At 59.6% G+C, this 14770-nt stretch carries 14 protein-coding genes; 5 read left to right on the forward strand and 9 right to left on the reverse strand.

All coding sequences use genetic code 11. From position 1 onward, the window contains the following. Positions 1-42: 42 nt before the first annotated feature. Both psrA and ACR0D8_RS11180 read right to left on the reverse strand, forming a co-directional pair. Positions 43-1170: an iron-containing alcohol dehydrogenase PsrA gene (psrA, locus tag ACR0D8_RS11175; RefSeq protein ID WP_480646443.1), complete on the reverse strand. Its 1128-nt coding sequence runs from the start codon at positions 1168-1170 to the stop codon at positions 43-45. Between the two features lie 123 nt (positions 1171-1293). Beyond that, positions 1294-2313 (reverse strand): GlxA family transcriptional regulator, encoded by a 1020-nt coding sequence (locus tag ACR0D8_RS11180; RefSeq protein ID WP_480646445.1) that lies wholly within the window; start codon positions 2311-2313, stop codon positions 1294-1296. 171 nt (positions 2314-2484) lie between these two features. Here ACR0D8_RS11180 and ACR0D8_RS11185 point away from each other — a divergent pair, with 171 nt between their 5' ends. Continuing rightward, positions 2485-3159: a GntR family transcriptional regulator gene (locus tag ACR0D8_RS11185; RefSeq protein WP_480646447.1), complete on the forward strand. Its 675-nt coding sequence runs from the start codon at positions 2485-2487 to the stop codon at positions 3157-3159. Positions 3160-3167: 8 nt separating this feature from the next. Here ACR0D8_RS11185 and ACR0D8_RS11190 read toward each other — a convergent pair whose 3' ends face one another. From ACR0D8_RS11190 to ACR0D8_RS11220, 7 genes are all read right to left on the reverse strand, one after another. After that, positions 3168-4124, reverse strand: a complete 957-nt coding sequence (locus ACR0D8_RS11190; protein WP_480646449.1) for an ABC transporter ATP-binding protein — start codon at positions 4122-4124, stop codon at positions 3168-3170. Continuing rightward, complete coding sequence (locus ACR0D8_RS11195) at positions 4121-5098, reverse strand: ABC transporter ATP-binding protein (RefSeq protein ID WP_480646451.1); 978 nt, start codon at positions 5096-5098, stop codon at positions 4121-4123. The genes ACR0D8_RS11190 and ACR0D8_RS11195 overlap by 4 nt, the downstream gene beginning before the upstream one ends. Before the next feature lie 4 nt (positions 5099-5102). Next, positions 5103-6005 (reverse strand): ABC transporter permease subunit, encoded by a 903-nt coding sequence (locus ACR0D8_RS11200; protein ID WP_480646452.1) that lies wholly within the window; start codon positions 6003-6005, stop codon positions 5103-5105. Then, a complete protein-coding gene (locus ACR0D8_RS11205) occupies positions 6005-7012 on the reverse strand; it encodes an ABC transporter permease subunit (RefSeq protein WP_475164065.1) in 1008 nt (335 codons plus the stop codon). Before ACR0D8_RS11205 ends, ACR0D8_RS11200 begins: the two co-directional genes overlap by 1 nt. Beyond that, positions 7012-8106, reverse strand: a complete 1095-nt coding sequence (locus ACR0D8_RS11210) for a M24 family metallopeptidase (protein ID WP_480647108.1) — start codon at positions 8104-8106, stop codon at positions 7012-7014. The genes ACR0D8_RS11205 and ACR0D8_RS11210 overlap by 1 nt, the downstream gene beginning before the upstream one ends. A 67-nt stretch (positions 8107-8173) precedes the next feature. After that, a complete protein-coding gene (locus tag ACR0D8_RS11215) occupies positions 8174-9757 on the reverse strand; it encodes an ABC transporter substrate-binding protein (protein WP_480646454.1) in 1584 nt (527 codons plus the stop codon). A gap of 411 nt (positions 9758-10168) precedes the next feature. Then, a complete protein-coding gene (locus ACR0D8_RS11220; RefSeq protein WP_480646456.1) occupies positions 10169-10786 on the reverse strand; it encodes a TetR/AcrR family transcriptional regulator in 618 nt (205 codons plus the stop codon). A 204-nt stretch (positions 10787-10990) separates the two neighbouring features. Between ACR0D8_RS11220 and ACR0D8_RS11225 the strand changes: the two genes are divergently transcribed. From ACR0D8_RS11225 to ACR0D8_RS11240, 4 genes are all read left to right on the forward strand, one after another. Then, positions 10991-11920: an AEC family transporter gene (locus tag ACR0D8_RS11225; protein WP_480646458.1), complete on the forward strand. Its 930-nt coding sequence runs from the start codon at positions 10991-10993 to the stop codon at positions 11918-11920. A gap of 103 nt (positions 11921-12023) precedes the next feature. Further along, complete coding sequence (gene fghA, locus ACR0D8_RS11230; RefSeq protein WP_480646460.1) at positions 12024-12857, forward strand: S-formylglutathione hydrolase; 834 nt, start codon at positions 12024-12026, stop codon at positions 12855-12857. Between the two features lie 3 nt (positions 12858-12860). Further along, positions 12861-14309: a Si-specific NAD(P)(+) transhydrogenase gene (gene sthA / locus ACR0D8_RS11235; RefSeq protein ID WP_480646462.1), complete on the forward strand. Its 1449-nt coding sequence runs from the start codon at positions 12861-12863 to the stop codon at positions 14307-14309. After that, on the forward strand, positions 14306-14761 hold the full coding sequence (locus ACR0D8_RS11240) for a YaiI/YqxD family protein (protein ID WP_480646463.1): 456 nt from the start codon (positions 14306-14308) through the stop codon (positions 14759-14761). Before sthA ends, ACR0D8_RS11240 begins: the two co-directional genes overlap by 4 nt. Positions 14762-14770: the final 9 nt, after the last annotated feature.

A 14770-nucleotide genomic window follows, 5' to 3' on the forward strand; every position in this document is an offset into this window, starting at 1 on the left:
CCAGAGTTCACGTTTTTTCGGTCAGGATTGATTTGAATTGCGTCAGGCCACCCTGGAATTGGTGGTCTGCATCGCGTCAGCGGCGGTCAGAAAGGCCTCTTTGGTACCGGCGAAATTTCGGCCCCGCTCACCTGCAAAAGCTTCGTCGATGATGTCCATGCGCTGGCTGTCCGAAATACCGTAATCGGCGAACCGGGTGGCGACCCCAAGCTGTGTCAGGAACGCAGCCAGGTCGTTCGAGCCCACCACAAGATCGGGGCCAAAAACCGCGTACAACGCGGCTTGCCGGAACCCGCCGATTCCGTCCACGGACCGTAAAATCACCGGCAGCGTGAAGGAACAGGCGATCCCATGCTGTACCCCCCACCCCAACGTGATGGGATAGGACAGGTTGTGCGCGATGGCGGTCTTGGTGTTGGAAAAGGCTAGCCCGGCGCTCAGCGCCGCTTCGGCCAGGCGCGTGCGCAAGTCCAGATTGCCCAGATCGCCAAGCAGGGCCGGTAACGTGTCCAGAACCATTTTGGCGGCTGCCACGGCGTGCCGGGCCGAGACCGGATTGGCATTGATGTTCCAGATACTCTCCAACGCGTGCGAGAGCGTGTCCAGCCCGGTGGCCAGCGTCAGCCCATAGGGCTTGTTGACCATCAGCTCGGGGTCGATCAGTGCCGATTCAGGATACAGATCATGTCTGGCCAAAGAGTATTTCTTGCCGCTTTCCTCGTTCCAAACTGTCGCCCAGCATGTGACCTCGCTACCGGTTCCCGCGGTTGTTGGCACGGCGATGACGGGCAGGGAGGACAAAGCCTCTGCTCCTGACCTTGTCTCCAGAAAATGCGCGACCTTGCCAAAATCGCCCCCGGCGGCGGCAAAGACCTTGGCCGAATCTATGACCGACCCGCCACCAAGCGCGACGATGACGTCGACGTCACAGTCCGGATGGCCAAACCGCGCAGACTGATCGCGCAACAACCGGTAGTCCGGGTTCGGGGCGACATCGTCGATGATCAACGCGGCAGGCCCCGCCGAATCCGCCAGTCGGCGCGTCAGATCCTTGGAACGGGTATCCGGATAGGTCACCAGAACGTATCGGCGGCCACCGATCAGCTGCGGCAACTCACTGACAGACCCGGCCCCGAATACGGTTTTGACCGGATTGGAATATGTCCACATTGCGGGCCTCACGAAAGTTGCTGAATCGCCGGGTTGGGTCGCAATCTGGTGGAATTCTTTCCATCGGTCCAATAGATTGTTTGGATAAAACCTATTGGTCAGCTCTATAGTAAAATCGCTCGCTCAGCCCTGCCCTTCGTGCGCCCAGGATCGCCGGAAATTATACGGAGAGACCTTGTATCGCGCCCGGAAATGAACCGACAGCCGGTCGGTGCTGGAGAACCCGGACGCAAAGGCAATCTCAGATACGCTCAGATCGGTTTCGCTCAGCAACGCAAAGGCACGATCCAGCCTGAGATTGTTGTAAAACCGGCCCGGCGACATGTTGGTGTGCTGACGGAACAGACGTTCCATATGGCGCCGGGACAAGACGGCCTGTTCGGCCACCGCTTCGAGGCTGAGAGGCGATTCAAGATTGTCGCGCATGATCTGAACCGCCTCGATCAGCTTTGCGTTCCGGGTGCCCAGCAGGGCCGACACCGGAGAGACCTGTTTGCTGCTGCTTTCACCGGACCGGCGATGCAGGCACATCTCGGACACGCTGACCGCAAGCGCGTTTCCGAACATCTCTTCGATGACCTCCAGCATCATGTCCGTGCTGGCGTGCCCGCCGCCGCAGGTGCGCAACTTGCCATCTATCTCATACAGGTTCTGCGTAGGGACGATTGCCGAGAAGTTTTCGCAGAAACCGGGGCGGTTTTCCCAATGCACCGTGAATCTCTTGTCACCGATCACCCCGGCCCTGGCCAGGGCGAACGCCCCGGTGCAGATGCCGCCAAAGTCGCAACCATGTGCCTTCTGGCGGCGGATCCAGTTCAGCACCGGCGCGTCGAACGAGTTCATCGGCTCGGTCCCCGAACAGACAAACGTATAGGCCCCCTTGTCCAGATCGTGCATCGCCTGGTCCACCTGAATGCGAATGCCGTTGGAACAGGTCACCGGTTCACCATCCGGCGACAGCACATACCATTCGAATAGTTGCTTTCGGGCCAACTGGTTCGAAATCCGCAAAGGTTCTATCGCGGCGCTGAAGGCCAGCATCGTCGTTTTAGGCAAAAGCAGGAAGTAGAAGGTTTTGGGCGGCCCGTCATAGGGAACGTCCACGGATATTGCGCCTTTGGGCAGGAAACGCTGGCTGTCCATATCATCCTCCGCTTTCATCGGGGCCAAATCCGTTCTCCCTGCACGACCCGCTTTGGCCACCACCTGAAACCAATCAACACCAGATAGTTAACGCCGCATGCAAGCCCCTTGGAAATCGCGCCCTCATTTTGTATTTTGGATACAAGTTGACAGCACCCAGAGACTACCCGAATGCCCAGAACCCGCGCGATCCCACGACAAAGCCTGCCCGATGTTATCACAAACGACCTGCGCGAGCGCATATTGAGTGGTGAAATGGCCGAGGGCGAAACCATCCGTCAGGAGGCTTTGGCCGAGGATTACGACGTTTCGCGCATGCCGATCCGCGAGGCGCTGAAACGGCTAGACGCCGAAGGGCTTGTCCAACTGACAAACAATCGCGGGGCCTCGGTCACGACCCATTCCCTTTCGGAAATCGGAGAGATCTTTGACCTGCGCGTCCTGCTGGAACTGGATCTGTTCCGACAGGCCATCCCAAAGATGACCAACGTCAATTTTGCCGAGTGCGAACGCATTCTGGACGAGATGGAGAAATCCTATGACGCCTATGACGTCGGCCGGTGGGGCAGTCTGAATACTGAATATCACCTTGCGCTATACGCGGCCGCCGGGCGCGGGCTGACCAATGACATTCTGCAACGGGTCAATCTGCAATCCGACCGGTATGTCCGCATGCACCTCAGCGTCATGGAACAGCGTGAACCGGCGAAAAAGGATCACCGCAAACTGTTGTCGCTGGCCCGCGCGGGGCGGGTGGACGATGCCTGTGACCTGCTGAAAAAACATATCCGCCGCACCAAGGAACAACTGCTGGACATGGTCATTTCCACACGAGCCGCCGACTGACGGCTGTTTCAATCCAGAGGATGCAGGCAGGCGACCTGATGGGTTGAGCCGCTCAACTCTGGCGGTGCCGCGCGGCATTCATCCGTTGCAAGCCAGCACCGTTGCGCAAATGCACAGCCCTTTGGAATATTCATCGGTGATGGCAACTCACCTTCAAGCTTGATCCGCTCTTTCCGGGCTTCGGGGTCGGCCCGTGGCGTAGTGGAGAGCAGTGCCTTGGAATAGGGATGCCGGGGGGCTGCGAAAAGCTGCTCCTTGGGGGCTTTTTCGACCGCGCGGCCCAGATACATGACGATCACGTCATCGGCGAAATGCTTCACCACCGACAGGTCGTGCGAAATGAACAGATAGGCGAGGTTCAGACGCTCCTGCAATTCGACCAGCAGGTTCAGAATCTGCGACTGGATCGACACGTCCAGCGCCGAAACCGGTTCATCCAGCACCAGAACCTTGGGGTTCAGCATCAATGCGCGGGCAATGGCGATCCGCTGGCGCTGTCCGCCCGAGAACATATGCGGATAGCGGTCGTAATGTTCGGGACGCAGGCCCACAAGGTCGATCATCTCGCGCGCGCGGGCTTCGCGATCAGCGGCGGACATGTCGGGGCGGTTGATGATCAGCGGTTCCTGCAGGATCTGACCGATCCGCTGGCGCGGATTGAGCGAGCCATAGGGGTCCTGAAACACGATCTGCACGGTTTCGCGCATCTGAGCCCATTTCGACGGGGTAATATCTACCCCGTCGATGGTCAGGGTGCCCGAGGTCGGTTCCTCGATCATCGTCACCACGCGCGCAAGCGTCGACTTTCCGCAGCCGGATTCGCCAACAATGGCCAGCGTTTTGCCGGGTTGCAGATCGAAATCCACACCGGACAATGCCCTGACCGTCGCCGGTTTGGACAGCAGACCACCCTTGACTGTGTAGAATCTGGCCAATGCACTGGCCTGAACGATGGGGGCACTCATGCCAGTTCTCCGGCGGTTATCTTTTCAACATAGTGGCACCGGGCCTTGCCAAATTCCGCGCTGTGCGGAGTTGGTGGAAGGCTGCGGCAAAGATCATCTGCGAATTGGCACCGCGGGCTGAACAAACATCCCTTTGGCCTGTCAAACTGACCGGGGACAACACCGGGAATGGTGGGCAACATCCTGGAGGTCGCCCGTTCGGGCAACGCACTGAGCAGCGCCGCAGTATAAGGATGGCGCGGGGTGCGGAACAGATCGGCGACCGGCTGTTCTTCGACCTTTTGCCCGGCGTATTGCACCTGAACCCGCTCGGCTGTTTCGGCGACCACGCCCATATCGTGAGTGATCAGCACCAGCCCCATCCCCTGTTCGTCGCGCAGGCGGACCAGCAGGTCGAGAATCTGCGCCTGAATGGTGACATCCAGCGCCGTTGTCGGCTCATCCGCAATCAACAGCTTGGGGTTGCAGGCGATGGCCATGGCAATCATCACGCGCTGGTTCATACCGCCCGACATCTGGTGCGGGAAGGTGTTCAGCCGGCTTTCAGGGGCCGGGATTCCCACCTGATCGAACAGCTCGATAGCGCGCTGGTGGCGGTCCTTGCGGTTCAGCCCCAGATGGATGCGCAAGGCTTCCTTGATCTGAAAACCGACCGTGAAACAGGGGTTGAGCGACGACATCGGCTCCTGAAAGATCATGGCGATGTCCTTGCCGATGATCTTACGCCGGTCGCGGGCCGAGATTTTAGTCAGGTCGATGCCTTCGAAACTCAGTTGATCGGCGGTGATCGTGGCGGTCCAGGGCAACAGACCCATCAGCGCCAGCATCGACACCGATTTGCCTGAGCCGCTCTCGCCGACGATGGCCATAAGCTCACCCTTGTTGACGGACAGATCGACGCCATCCACGGCACGGAACTTTCCCGAAGCGGTAGCGAATTCGACGGTGAGGTTTCGGATGTCCAACAGGCTCATATCGTCAGCTCCGCTTCAGCTTCGGATCCAGCGCGTCGCGCAGACCGTCGCCCATCAGGTTGATGGCCAGCACGGTGACCAGGATGGCCAGGCCGGGGAAGGTCACCACCCACCAGGCGCGCAGAATGAACTCGCGCGCTTCGGCCAGCATGGTGCCCCATTCCGGCGTGGGCGGCTGCGCGCCCATGCCCAGAAAGCCAAGGGCCGCGGCGTCCAGAATCGCGGTCGAAAACGACAATGCCGCCTGCACGATGATCGGGGCCAGACAATTGGGCAATACGGTCTTGAACATCAGCCGGGCCTTGCTTGCGCCTGCGACGCGGGCTGATGTCACGTAGTCCTTTTGCCGTTCCGACAAAACCGAGGCACGGGTCAGACGCACGTAATGCGGCTGGAACACAATCGCGATGGCGATCATCGCGTTGGTCAGCGACGGGCCGAGGATGGCGACCAGAACCAGGGCCAGTAACAGCGAGGGGAAGGACAGGATGATATCCATCACCCGCATGATCAGCGTATCGACCCATTTCGGCGCAAAGCCGGACAGCAAGCCGATAATCACACCGCCCGTTACCGCGACACAGACCACAACGATGCCGACAAAGAAGGAATAACGGGATCCCATGATCAGCCGTGACAGCATATCCCGGCCCAGCGGATCGGTACCCAATGGAAAGGCCCAACTGCCCCCTTCCTGCCAGGCCGGCGGCTGGAGGATGTGATCGCGAAACTGTTCGGTCGGGTCATAGGGGGCCAGCAAGGGCGCAAAGGCTGCGCACAGAACAAACGCCGAAAAGACCCACAGGCCGATCACCGCGCCGCGGTTTTCGCTGAAATAAAACCAGAATTCACGCAAGGCGCTTGGGCGCGCTTCCGTCTTGGGTTGGGTTGCGGAAAGCTCTGCCATCACCGCCTCCGGATTTTGGGGTTGATGACGCCGTAAAGGACATCGACCAGCAGGTTTACCAGCATCACGATCACGGCGATCATCAGCAGGCCACCCTGCACCACCGGGTAGTCGCGGCGGAAAATGCTGTCGACCATCCACTTGCCGATGCCCGGCCAGCTAAAGATCGTTTCGGTCAGGATCGCACCTGCAAGCAGGGTACCGACCGACAGGCCGATCACCGTGACCACAGGGATCAGCGCGTTGCGCAGCGCGTGCAGCCCGTTGATCCGCGCGGGCGCAAGCCCTTTGGCCCGCGCAGTGCGGATGTAATCCTCGCCCAGCACCTCAAGCATCGCCGACCGGGTCTGGCGCGCGATCACCGCCAAAGGAATGGTGCCCAGCACGATTGTTGGCAGGATCAGATGCCGCACAGCGGACCCGAACGCCCCCTCCTGCCCCGACAGCAGGCTGTCGATCAGCATGAAACCGGTAACGCTGGGGAAGTAGTACAGCAGGTCGATCCGGCCCGAGACGGGCGTCCAGCCCAGGTTGCCCGAGAACACGATGATCAGAAGCAGCGCCCACCAGAAAATCGGCATCGAATAGCCCACTAGCGCCGACGACATCAGTGCCCGGTCAAAGAACTTGCCCCGGTTCACCGCCGCGATCACACCCGCCGGCAAGCCCAGAGCCACCGCAAAGATCATCGCGCAGAGCGACAGCTCCAGCGTGGCGGGAAACAGAGCGAAGAATTCGTCCCACACCGGTTTCTTGGTGACAAAACTTTCACCGAGATCACCGTGCAGTACACCGACCAGATAGTCCCAGTATTGTTGCAGGACCGGTTTGTCGAAGCCCAGCTTTTCAACCATCTCCTGATAGCGTTCTTCGGTCATACCGCGTTCACCGGCCATGACGATGATGGGATCGCCCGGCAGCACCCGGATGAACATGAAGGAAATCAGCGTCACACCCAGAAATGTCGGAACGAACATGCCGAGGCGTGTGAGTAAGTAGCCAAACATCAGCGACCTATGATTGTGAGATCTTTGGGAAAGCGGGTCAGCGACCGGCAGCCATCCTCGGTGACAAGCACGTCATCTTCTATCCGCACGCCGAAATTGTCCAGATCATAAAGGCCCGGTTCGTTGGTCCAGACCATACCGGGCAGGATTTTCTGGTCATTTCCGCGCATGACATACGGCGCCTCGTGCACGTCCCGGCCCAGCCCGTGACCCGTCTTAGTGCGGATACGGTCGGCATAGGGCGACGCTTCAAGCACGTTGATCACCGCATCGTCGATATCGTGGGCGGTCACGCCCGGGCGGCAGACCTCGAACCCCATCTGATTGGCGCGCAGGACGGTGTCGTAGACCGCCCTGCCCTCGTCCGAGACCTCTTCGACAAAGAATGTACGGGTGATGTCCGCCGCGAAGCCGTTTTTGCGCGCCCCGAAGTCGACCAGCAGCGCATCGCCCGGTCTGATCCGGTAATCGGCGCGGGCCTTGCCATGCGGTTGCGCCGAATTGCCCCCGGCGGCAACGATGGGCGAAAAGGCCAGCGAAGCCGCCCCTTCGGCAAACAGCGCCTGGATCAAGGCCTGTTCGATTTGTTTTTCACTGTGCCCAACCCGAACATCTTCGATAACACGCTCCAGCGCGCGTTCCGAGATATCTATTGCCGCCTGAAGCGCGGCGATATCCTCATCGGTTTTCACGATACGTAGGCCGGAAATCTCACGCTCGCCATCAACAATGTGCAGGTCCGGCATCGCGCGGGTCAGGGCTTTGGACACAAACACGCGCATGACCTGCCCCTCAACGGCCAAGGAACGCAATGGCAAATGCTTGGCCAGTGCAGCGAACGCATCGTCATAGCCCGTTTGGTCCATCCAGTCGAAGACAGCGCCCTCGAACCCAACCAACGCCCATGACCCCAATTCCAGATTTGGCACAATCGCCGCCGGGACACCTTCCGCCGGGATCACGACCACAAAGGGCCGCTCGTGGCTCATGAAGGGTTTTCCCAATGCGCGGGTGAAATTCGGGCCGGGCACCAGCGCCACGGCGTCCACTGACATGTCCTTTGCCAGTTGGCGGTACTCGGACAAATCCGGCATATGTGCCGACCTCCAGAAATAGAAAACCGGAGCCGCCTTACTGGCGGCTCCGATCAAAGACATTTGGTTATTCGACGCTCACACCATAGAAGATGTGGCCGCCCAGCGGGTGCACCTTGTAGCCCTGCACCTTGTTGCTCATCGGCATGTAAACAACCGAGTGTGCGATGGTTGCCCACGGCGCCTGATCTTTGAAGATCACCTGAGCGTCTTCGTACAGCTTGGTGCGTTCCGCCTGATCGGTGGACTGCTTGGCCTGCAGGATCAGGTCTTCGAACGGCTGGTGGCACCATTGTGCGCGGTTTGACGCTTCGCGGCCGTCACAGCCCAGCAGAACCGCCAGGAAGTTGTCCGGATCGCCGTTGTCACCGGTCCAGCCCAACAGAACCGCACCGTCGCGGTTCAGTTCCTTCGAGCGCGACAGGTACTCGCCCCATTCATAGGACACGATCTCAACATCCACACCGACCTTGGCGAAATCCGCCTGGATCAGTTCGGCCATACGACGCGCGTTCGGGTTGTAGGGACGCTGCACCGGCATCGCCCAAACCTTCATCGACAGATTGCTGACGCCCTCGGCTTCCAGCATCGCCTTGGCCGCTTCGGGGTCATAGGCGTCATCGGTGATGGCGTCGTTATAACCCCACATGGTCGGCGGGATCGGGTTCTTGGCAACCTGACCCGAACCCTGGAACACCACGTCGATGATCGCGTTCTTGTCGATCGCCATGTTCAGCGCCTTGCGGACGTTCGGATTGTCGAACGGCTCCATCGTGGTGTTGTAGGCCAGATAACCGACGTTCAGGCCCTCTTGCTCCATCATGTTGATGTCGCCGTCATCCTTCATCGCTTGAATGTCGGCGGGGTTCGGATAGGGCATGATGTGGCATTCGCCCGCCTTTAGCTTCTGATAGCGAACCGACGCGTCCGGCGTGATCGCAAAGATCAGGTTTTCAACATCAGCAGGTGCTTTCCAGTAATCGGCATTCTGCCCGTAACGGATCACGGCGTCCTTCTGATAGGCCACGAACGAGAACGGGCCGGTTCCGATGGGCGCTGTGTTCAGCTTTTCAGGCGTGCCCGCTGCCATCATCGCATCGGCATATTCCGCAGACAGGATCGAGGCGAAATCCATCGCCATATTGGCGACAAATGGTGCTTCGGGCTTAGTCAGTGTGAATTTCACGGTGTAGTCGTCGATCTTTTCAATCGACTCGACCAGATCCGGCATGCCCATACCCTTGAAATATTCCCAGGTTCCGCCGGACACCTGGTTGTAGGGATGGCTGTCATCCTTTTGACGCATGAACGAGAAGATCACGTCATCCGCATTGAAATCGCGGGACGGCGTGAATTCGTCGTTGGAATGGAACTTGACGCCTTGACGCAGTTTGAATGTGTATTCCAGGCCGTCATCGCTGGCCTCGACGCTTTCCGCCAGACCGGGGATGACATTGGTCGTGCCGGTTTCAAATTCCAGCAGGCGGTTGTAGATCGGATGCGACGAGGCATCAAACGTTGTCCCCGCCGTGAACAGCGCCGGGTCAAACCCTTCGGGCGAGCCTTCGGAACAATAGACCAGCGTATTTGCTTGTGCCGCAGCGCCCGACAAGGCGATCGCAGCAGTTGCGGCCATTAATTTGAGTTTCATGAGTTTCTCCCAGAAATATTTTCCAGACCTTCGCGTTGCTCGTTTTGACCAGAGCAATCCCAGGCGACTCTCATCGCCGCGAAATCTCTGCCCAATGTATCCAAAATACAAAATCCATTGTCAACTGGCTTGGCGGGGCTGTCGCAGGTCTGGTTTTTGGGCGGGTTGGATGATCTGTGACGTTCGTTGTTTCTGGGTCATTTCCGCAGCGCCCGCCCGCATCATGGCGGTGGCTGACCTGCGCAGCAGCTGGCATTCCCGGCATAAGCAATCCGGCCGTCCCAAAGGACGGTTTCAGGCAAAGAAGGGCCCGGTTCCAACGGGTGGGAGATCCGAAAATACCCGCACTAATCAGTGGTTTCAGTCACAGAAGGCTGCCAAAATTCGAGCCTGCGGTATGACGGTTTATGATCAGACGCCGTAGCGGGCCATGAACATATCAACCGCCTGAAGCGCGATTTCGTCGATTTCCGATTGCGCGAAACTGGTCTGGATCCCAAAGGCGGCGCGGGTCCAGATTCTGACCTTGCACAATTCCGAGAATTGTTCGGCCGCGATGTGAACATCTTCTATCGCCAGTTCACCCGCCTTGACGGCTTTCTCCAGATACTCTGCCATCTGTCGCTGACCGTTCTGCGGTCCGGATTCGTAAAATGCCTTGCCCAGTTCAGGAAACCTGTCCCGTTCCGCCACGCAGATCCGAAAGACCTGCTGGGCGAATTCGGAAACCAGAAAGCTGGTCAACTGCGTCGCCGTGATGGTCAGAACCTCGCGCGCGGGCTTGGTGTCGTCGATCATTGCAATGATGTTTTCGGCCATAAGCTTGCATTCGTTCTGGGCGACTTCCATGAACAACAGGCGTTTGTCCGGGAAGTAGCTGTAGAGCGTGGCCTTAGACACACCGGCAGCGCGGGCGATGTCATCCACACTGGCCCCTTCAAAGCCGTCCGCCATGAACACCTCTCGGGCCCCGCGCAGTACCTGATCGAATTTGCGGCCCGTTCTGAGGATAGCGGCAGCTTGGGTCATGAGGTCTCCTTTGATCGCAGATTCTTCGAATCTATAAACCGTTCAGTTCAGATACAACGATTCTCATGACCAAGCCGGTGTTTTGCGTCGTGACGTCCCATCATTTTATTGTCAGCGCGCGTGCTCAGTTTGCCCGCAAGAGCTACGAAATCCGGGCCGCGCGCAGGGCTTGCGGCGCGAAAAAACCGTGCTAACACTTCGGCCATGGTCGATATCTTTCTGCGCACGCTCCCGTTTTTTGCGATCATCGGCCTGGGGTATTGGGCCGGCCGCAGCCGGTTCTTCTCGGAAGAAGCGACGGCCTATCTGACAAAGTTCGTGTTCTACTTTGCCCTGTCGGCGATGCTGTTCCGCTTTGCCGCCACCCTGCCCTTTGCCGAGATTTTCAACGGCAGGCTGGTCATGGGTTATCTGCTGGGGACTGTCGCAGTCTACGCCGTTGCCAGTTTGGTCGCCTGGATACGCGGCCTCGACATCCCCACAACCGCGGTCGAGGCGCAATGTGCCGCGATCGGGAATGTCGGCTTTCTTGGTCTGCCTATGCTGGCCCTTTTGTTTTCTGAGGCGGCAATCGGTCCGGTGATGTTGGTGCTGACCGTTGATCTGGTGGTGTTTTCCTCTCTGATTGTGATTTTGATCAACGGGGGACGTGACGGGCGACTGACACCGGCGACACTTCGACTGATCGGATTGGGGTTGCTGAAGAACCCGATGATCGTTTCGATTTCGGCCGGGATGCTCTGGTCCGGCATGAAATTTCCGGTGCCCGCGCCGCTGAATGACTTCCTGACGATACTGGGTGGGGCGGCCACGCCGGGGGCATTGTTTGCGATCGGGGCCTCGCTGGCCAGCAAATCGGCCGAACGCGTTCAGGTCGCTGCATGGCTGAGCTTTTGCAAGCTGGTCATCCACCCGGCCTGCGTCGCCGTCGTGCTGATCTGGCTGATTCCCGTCGCCGCCTTTCCGGCAGCCGTCGCCATTGCCGCGGCGGCACTGCCGGTTGCGGGCAATGTCTACATCCTTGCCGCGCATTATGGCGTGGCCCCGCACCGCGCATCGGCGGCAATCCTGCTGTCCACTGTGGCCAGTATTCTGACGGTTCCCTTCGTCATCGCCTGGGTCGGAACCCCCTGATCGTCACCCGCGCGAAAAATGACTTTGCCTGCGGCGGTCAGACTTTACGTCCGAGCCCGGGATCGTTAGCCATGTCGCAACCCTAACGTAAGGACAAAACCAGATGGAAACCCTTTCGGAAAATGCCTGCTTCGGTGGCGTGCAGGGCGTCTACCGCCACACCTCGGCCGCGTGCCAATGCGACATGACTTTTGGTCTGTTCCTTCCGGCCGAAGCCAAAGACGGCCCCGTTCCTGTTCTGTGGTACCTTTCTGGCCTGACCTGCACCCATGAAAACGCCATGACCAAAGCCGGGGCGCAGGCCTGGGCGGCTGAGCAAGGCATAGCCGTGGTGTTTCCGGATACCTCGCCACGCGGCGAAGGCGTCGCCGACCATGACGATTACGATCTGGGTCAGGGGGCCGGGTTCTATGTGAATGCCACACAGGCCCCCTGGGCGCCGCATTTTCAGATGTGGGATTATGTGGCCGAGGAACTGCCCGCGCTGCTGACCGAAAACTTCGCCATCGACGGCGACCGTCAGGCGATCACTGGCCACTCGATGGGGGGCCACGGTGCGCTGACGCTGGCGATGAACCTGCCGGGGCGGTTCCGGTCAGTCTCGGCCTTCGCGCCGATCTCGAACCCGACCGGCGCGGATTGGGGTCGCAAACAGCTGAGCGCCTATCTGGGCGACGATCCGGAAACTTGGGCCAGAAATGACGCCTCGGTACTGATGAAGGAAAAGGGCTTTGACGGCCCGATCCTGATCGACACCGGCGCGAACGACCAGTTCATCGATCTGCTGCGCCCCGAGACTCTGGCGCAGGCAATCGCCGAACGCCGTCAACAGGCGACTTTCCGGCTGCAACCGGGGTACGACCATTCGTATTTCTTTGTGTCCACATTCATGGAAGATCACGTCACCTTCCACGCCGAGGCATTGTACGGAGACTGAGGCATGAGCAAGTACGACTACGACCTGATCATCATCGGCTCGGGTCCTTCGGGTCGCTCGGCGGCGATTCAGGCGGGCAAACTGAAACGCCGTGTGCTGGTGATTGATCGCAAGGACAGGCTGGGGGGCGTTTCGGTTCATACCGGCACGATCCCGTCCAAGACCCTGCGGGAAACGGTGCTGAACCTGTCCGGCTGGCGCGAGCGCAGCTTTTACGGCCGGTCCTACCGGGTAAAGGATCAGATCCGGGCCGAGGACCTGAAGGCACGCCTGCACATGACGCTCGACCATGAAGTCGACGTGCTGGAACATCAGTTCAACCGCAACCACGTCGAAACCCTGAACGGGCTGGCAAAATTCGTCGGCCCGCATGAGGTTGAGGTCGCGACTGATGCAGGTGAAACCACACGGCTGACGGCGGCGAAATTCCTGATCGCCACCGGAACCAAAACCTATCGCCCGGATTATGTGCCATTCAATGGCAAGACCGTCGTGGATGGCGATGATTTTCTTGAAATGGCGGAGATCCCGCGCTCGCTGGTGGTGATCGGGGCCGGGGTGATCGGCGTGGAATACGCCACCATGTTCTCAGCCCTCGACGTGCGCGTCACGCTGATCGAACCGCGCGAGACGTTTCTGGACTTCATCGACAAAAGGTTGATCCATGATTTCACCCACCAGATACGCGAAAACGGCGTCGATCTGCGTCTGGGCTCTGCGGTTGAAAAGATCGAGGACGCGGGCGGCCATGTGGAAGTGACCTTGGAAAACGGCCGCCATGTGCGGGCCGAGATGCTGTTGTTCGCAGCCGGGCGGATGGGGGCGACTTCGGCCCTGAACCTGGATGCGGTCGGTCTGACAACCGACCACCGCAACCGGATCGAAGTCGACCGCAAGACTTATCAGACCGCCGTGCCGCATATCTATGCCACCGGCGATGTGATCGGCCACCCGTCGCTGGCGTCAACCTCGTTGCAGCAGGGGCGCGTGGCGGCGTGCCATGCCCTGGAAACACCGACGCTGCCGGAAAGCCCGTGGTACCCCTATGGCATCTATTCCGTGCCCGAGATTTCCACCTGCGGCATGTCCGAGGAAGAGTTGCAGGAGCGCGGCATTCCCTATGAGGTGGGTGTGGCGCGGTTTCGGGAAACCTCGCGCGGGCATATCATGGGGTTGGAACATGGCATGCTGAAGATGCTGTTTTCACTGAAGACCCGCCGTGTGCTGGGTGTTCAGATCGTGGGCGAAGGCGCGACCGAGTTGATCCACATCGCACAGGCGGTTCTGAATCTGAAAGGCACCGTGGATTACTTCGTGCAAAACACGTTCAACTATCCGACACTGGCCGAGGCTTACAAGATCGCCGGGCTTGACGCGTTCAACCGGATGCCGATCCCCGACGAGTTCAAGGTGCGCAAGAAACCTGCGGAAAAGCAGGCGAAAAAGGCGTGACGACGCTCTATGTCGACGCGGATGCCTGCCCGGTAAAGGCCGAAGCCGAACGTGTCGCCACGCGACACAAGGTGCCGATGGCCCTGGTCTCGAACGGAGGGTTGCGGCCATCGGCGAACCCGCTGGTGCAGGTTGTCATCGTGGCGCAAGGCGCGGATGAGGCGGACAAGTGGATCGCCGACCGCTGCGACGCGGGGGACGTGGTGGTGACCTCCGACATTCCGCTGGCGGCGAAATGTGTGGAAGCCGGGGCGCGGGTTCTGCGCCCCAACGGCGAAGCGTTCACCGCGGCCAATATCGGCCAGCAGCTGGCGATGCGCGATCTGATGGCTGATCTGCGGGCGGCCAACCCGTTGGGTGCTGGCGGCGGTGACAAGCCTTTCAGCAAAGCGGATCGATCCCGGTTTCTGGATGCCTTGGAACGTGAATTGCGCGCTGCGAAACGGGCATGACCCACTCTG

The sequence above is a fragment of the Ruegeria sp. BG10 genome (assembly GCF_056538575.1).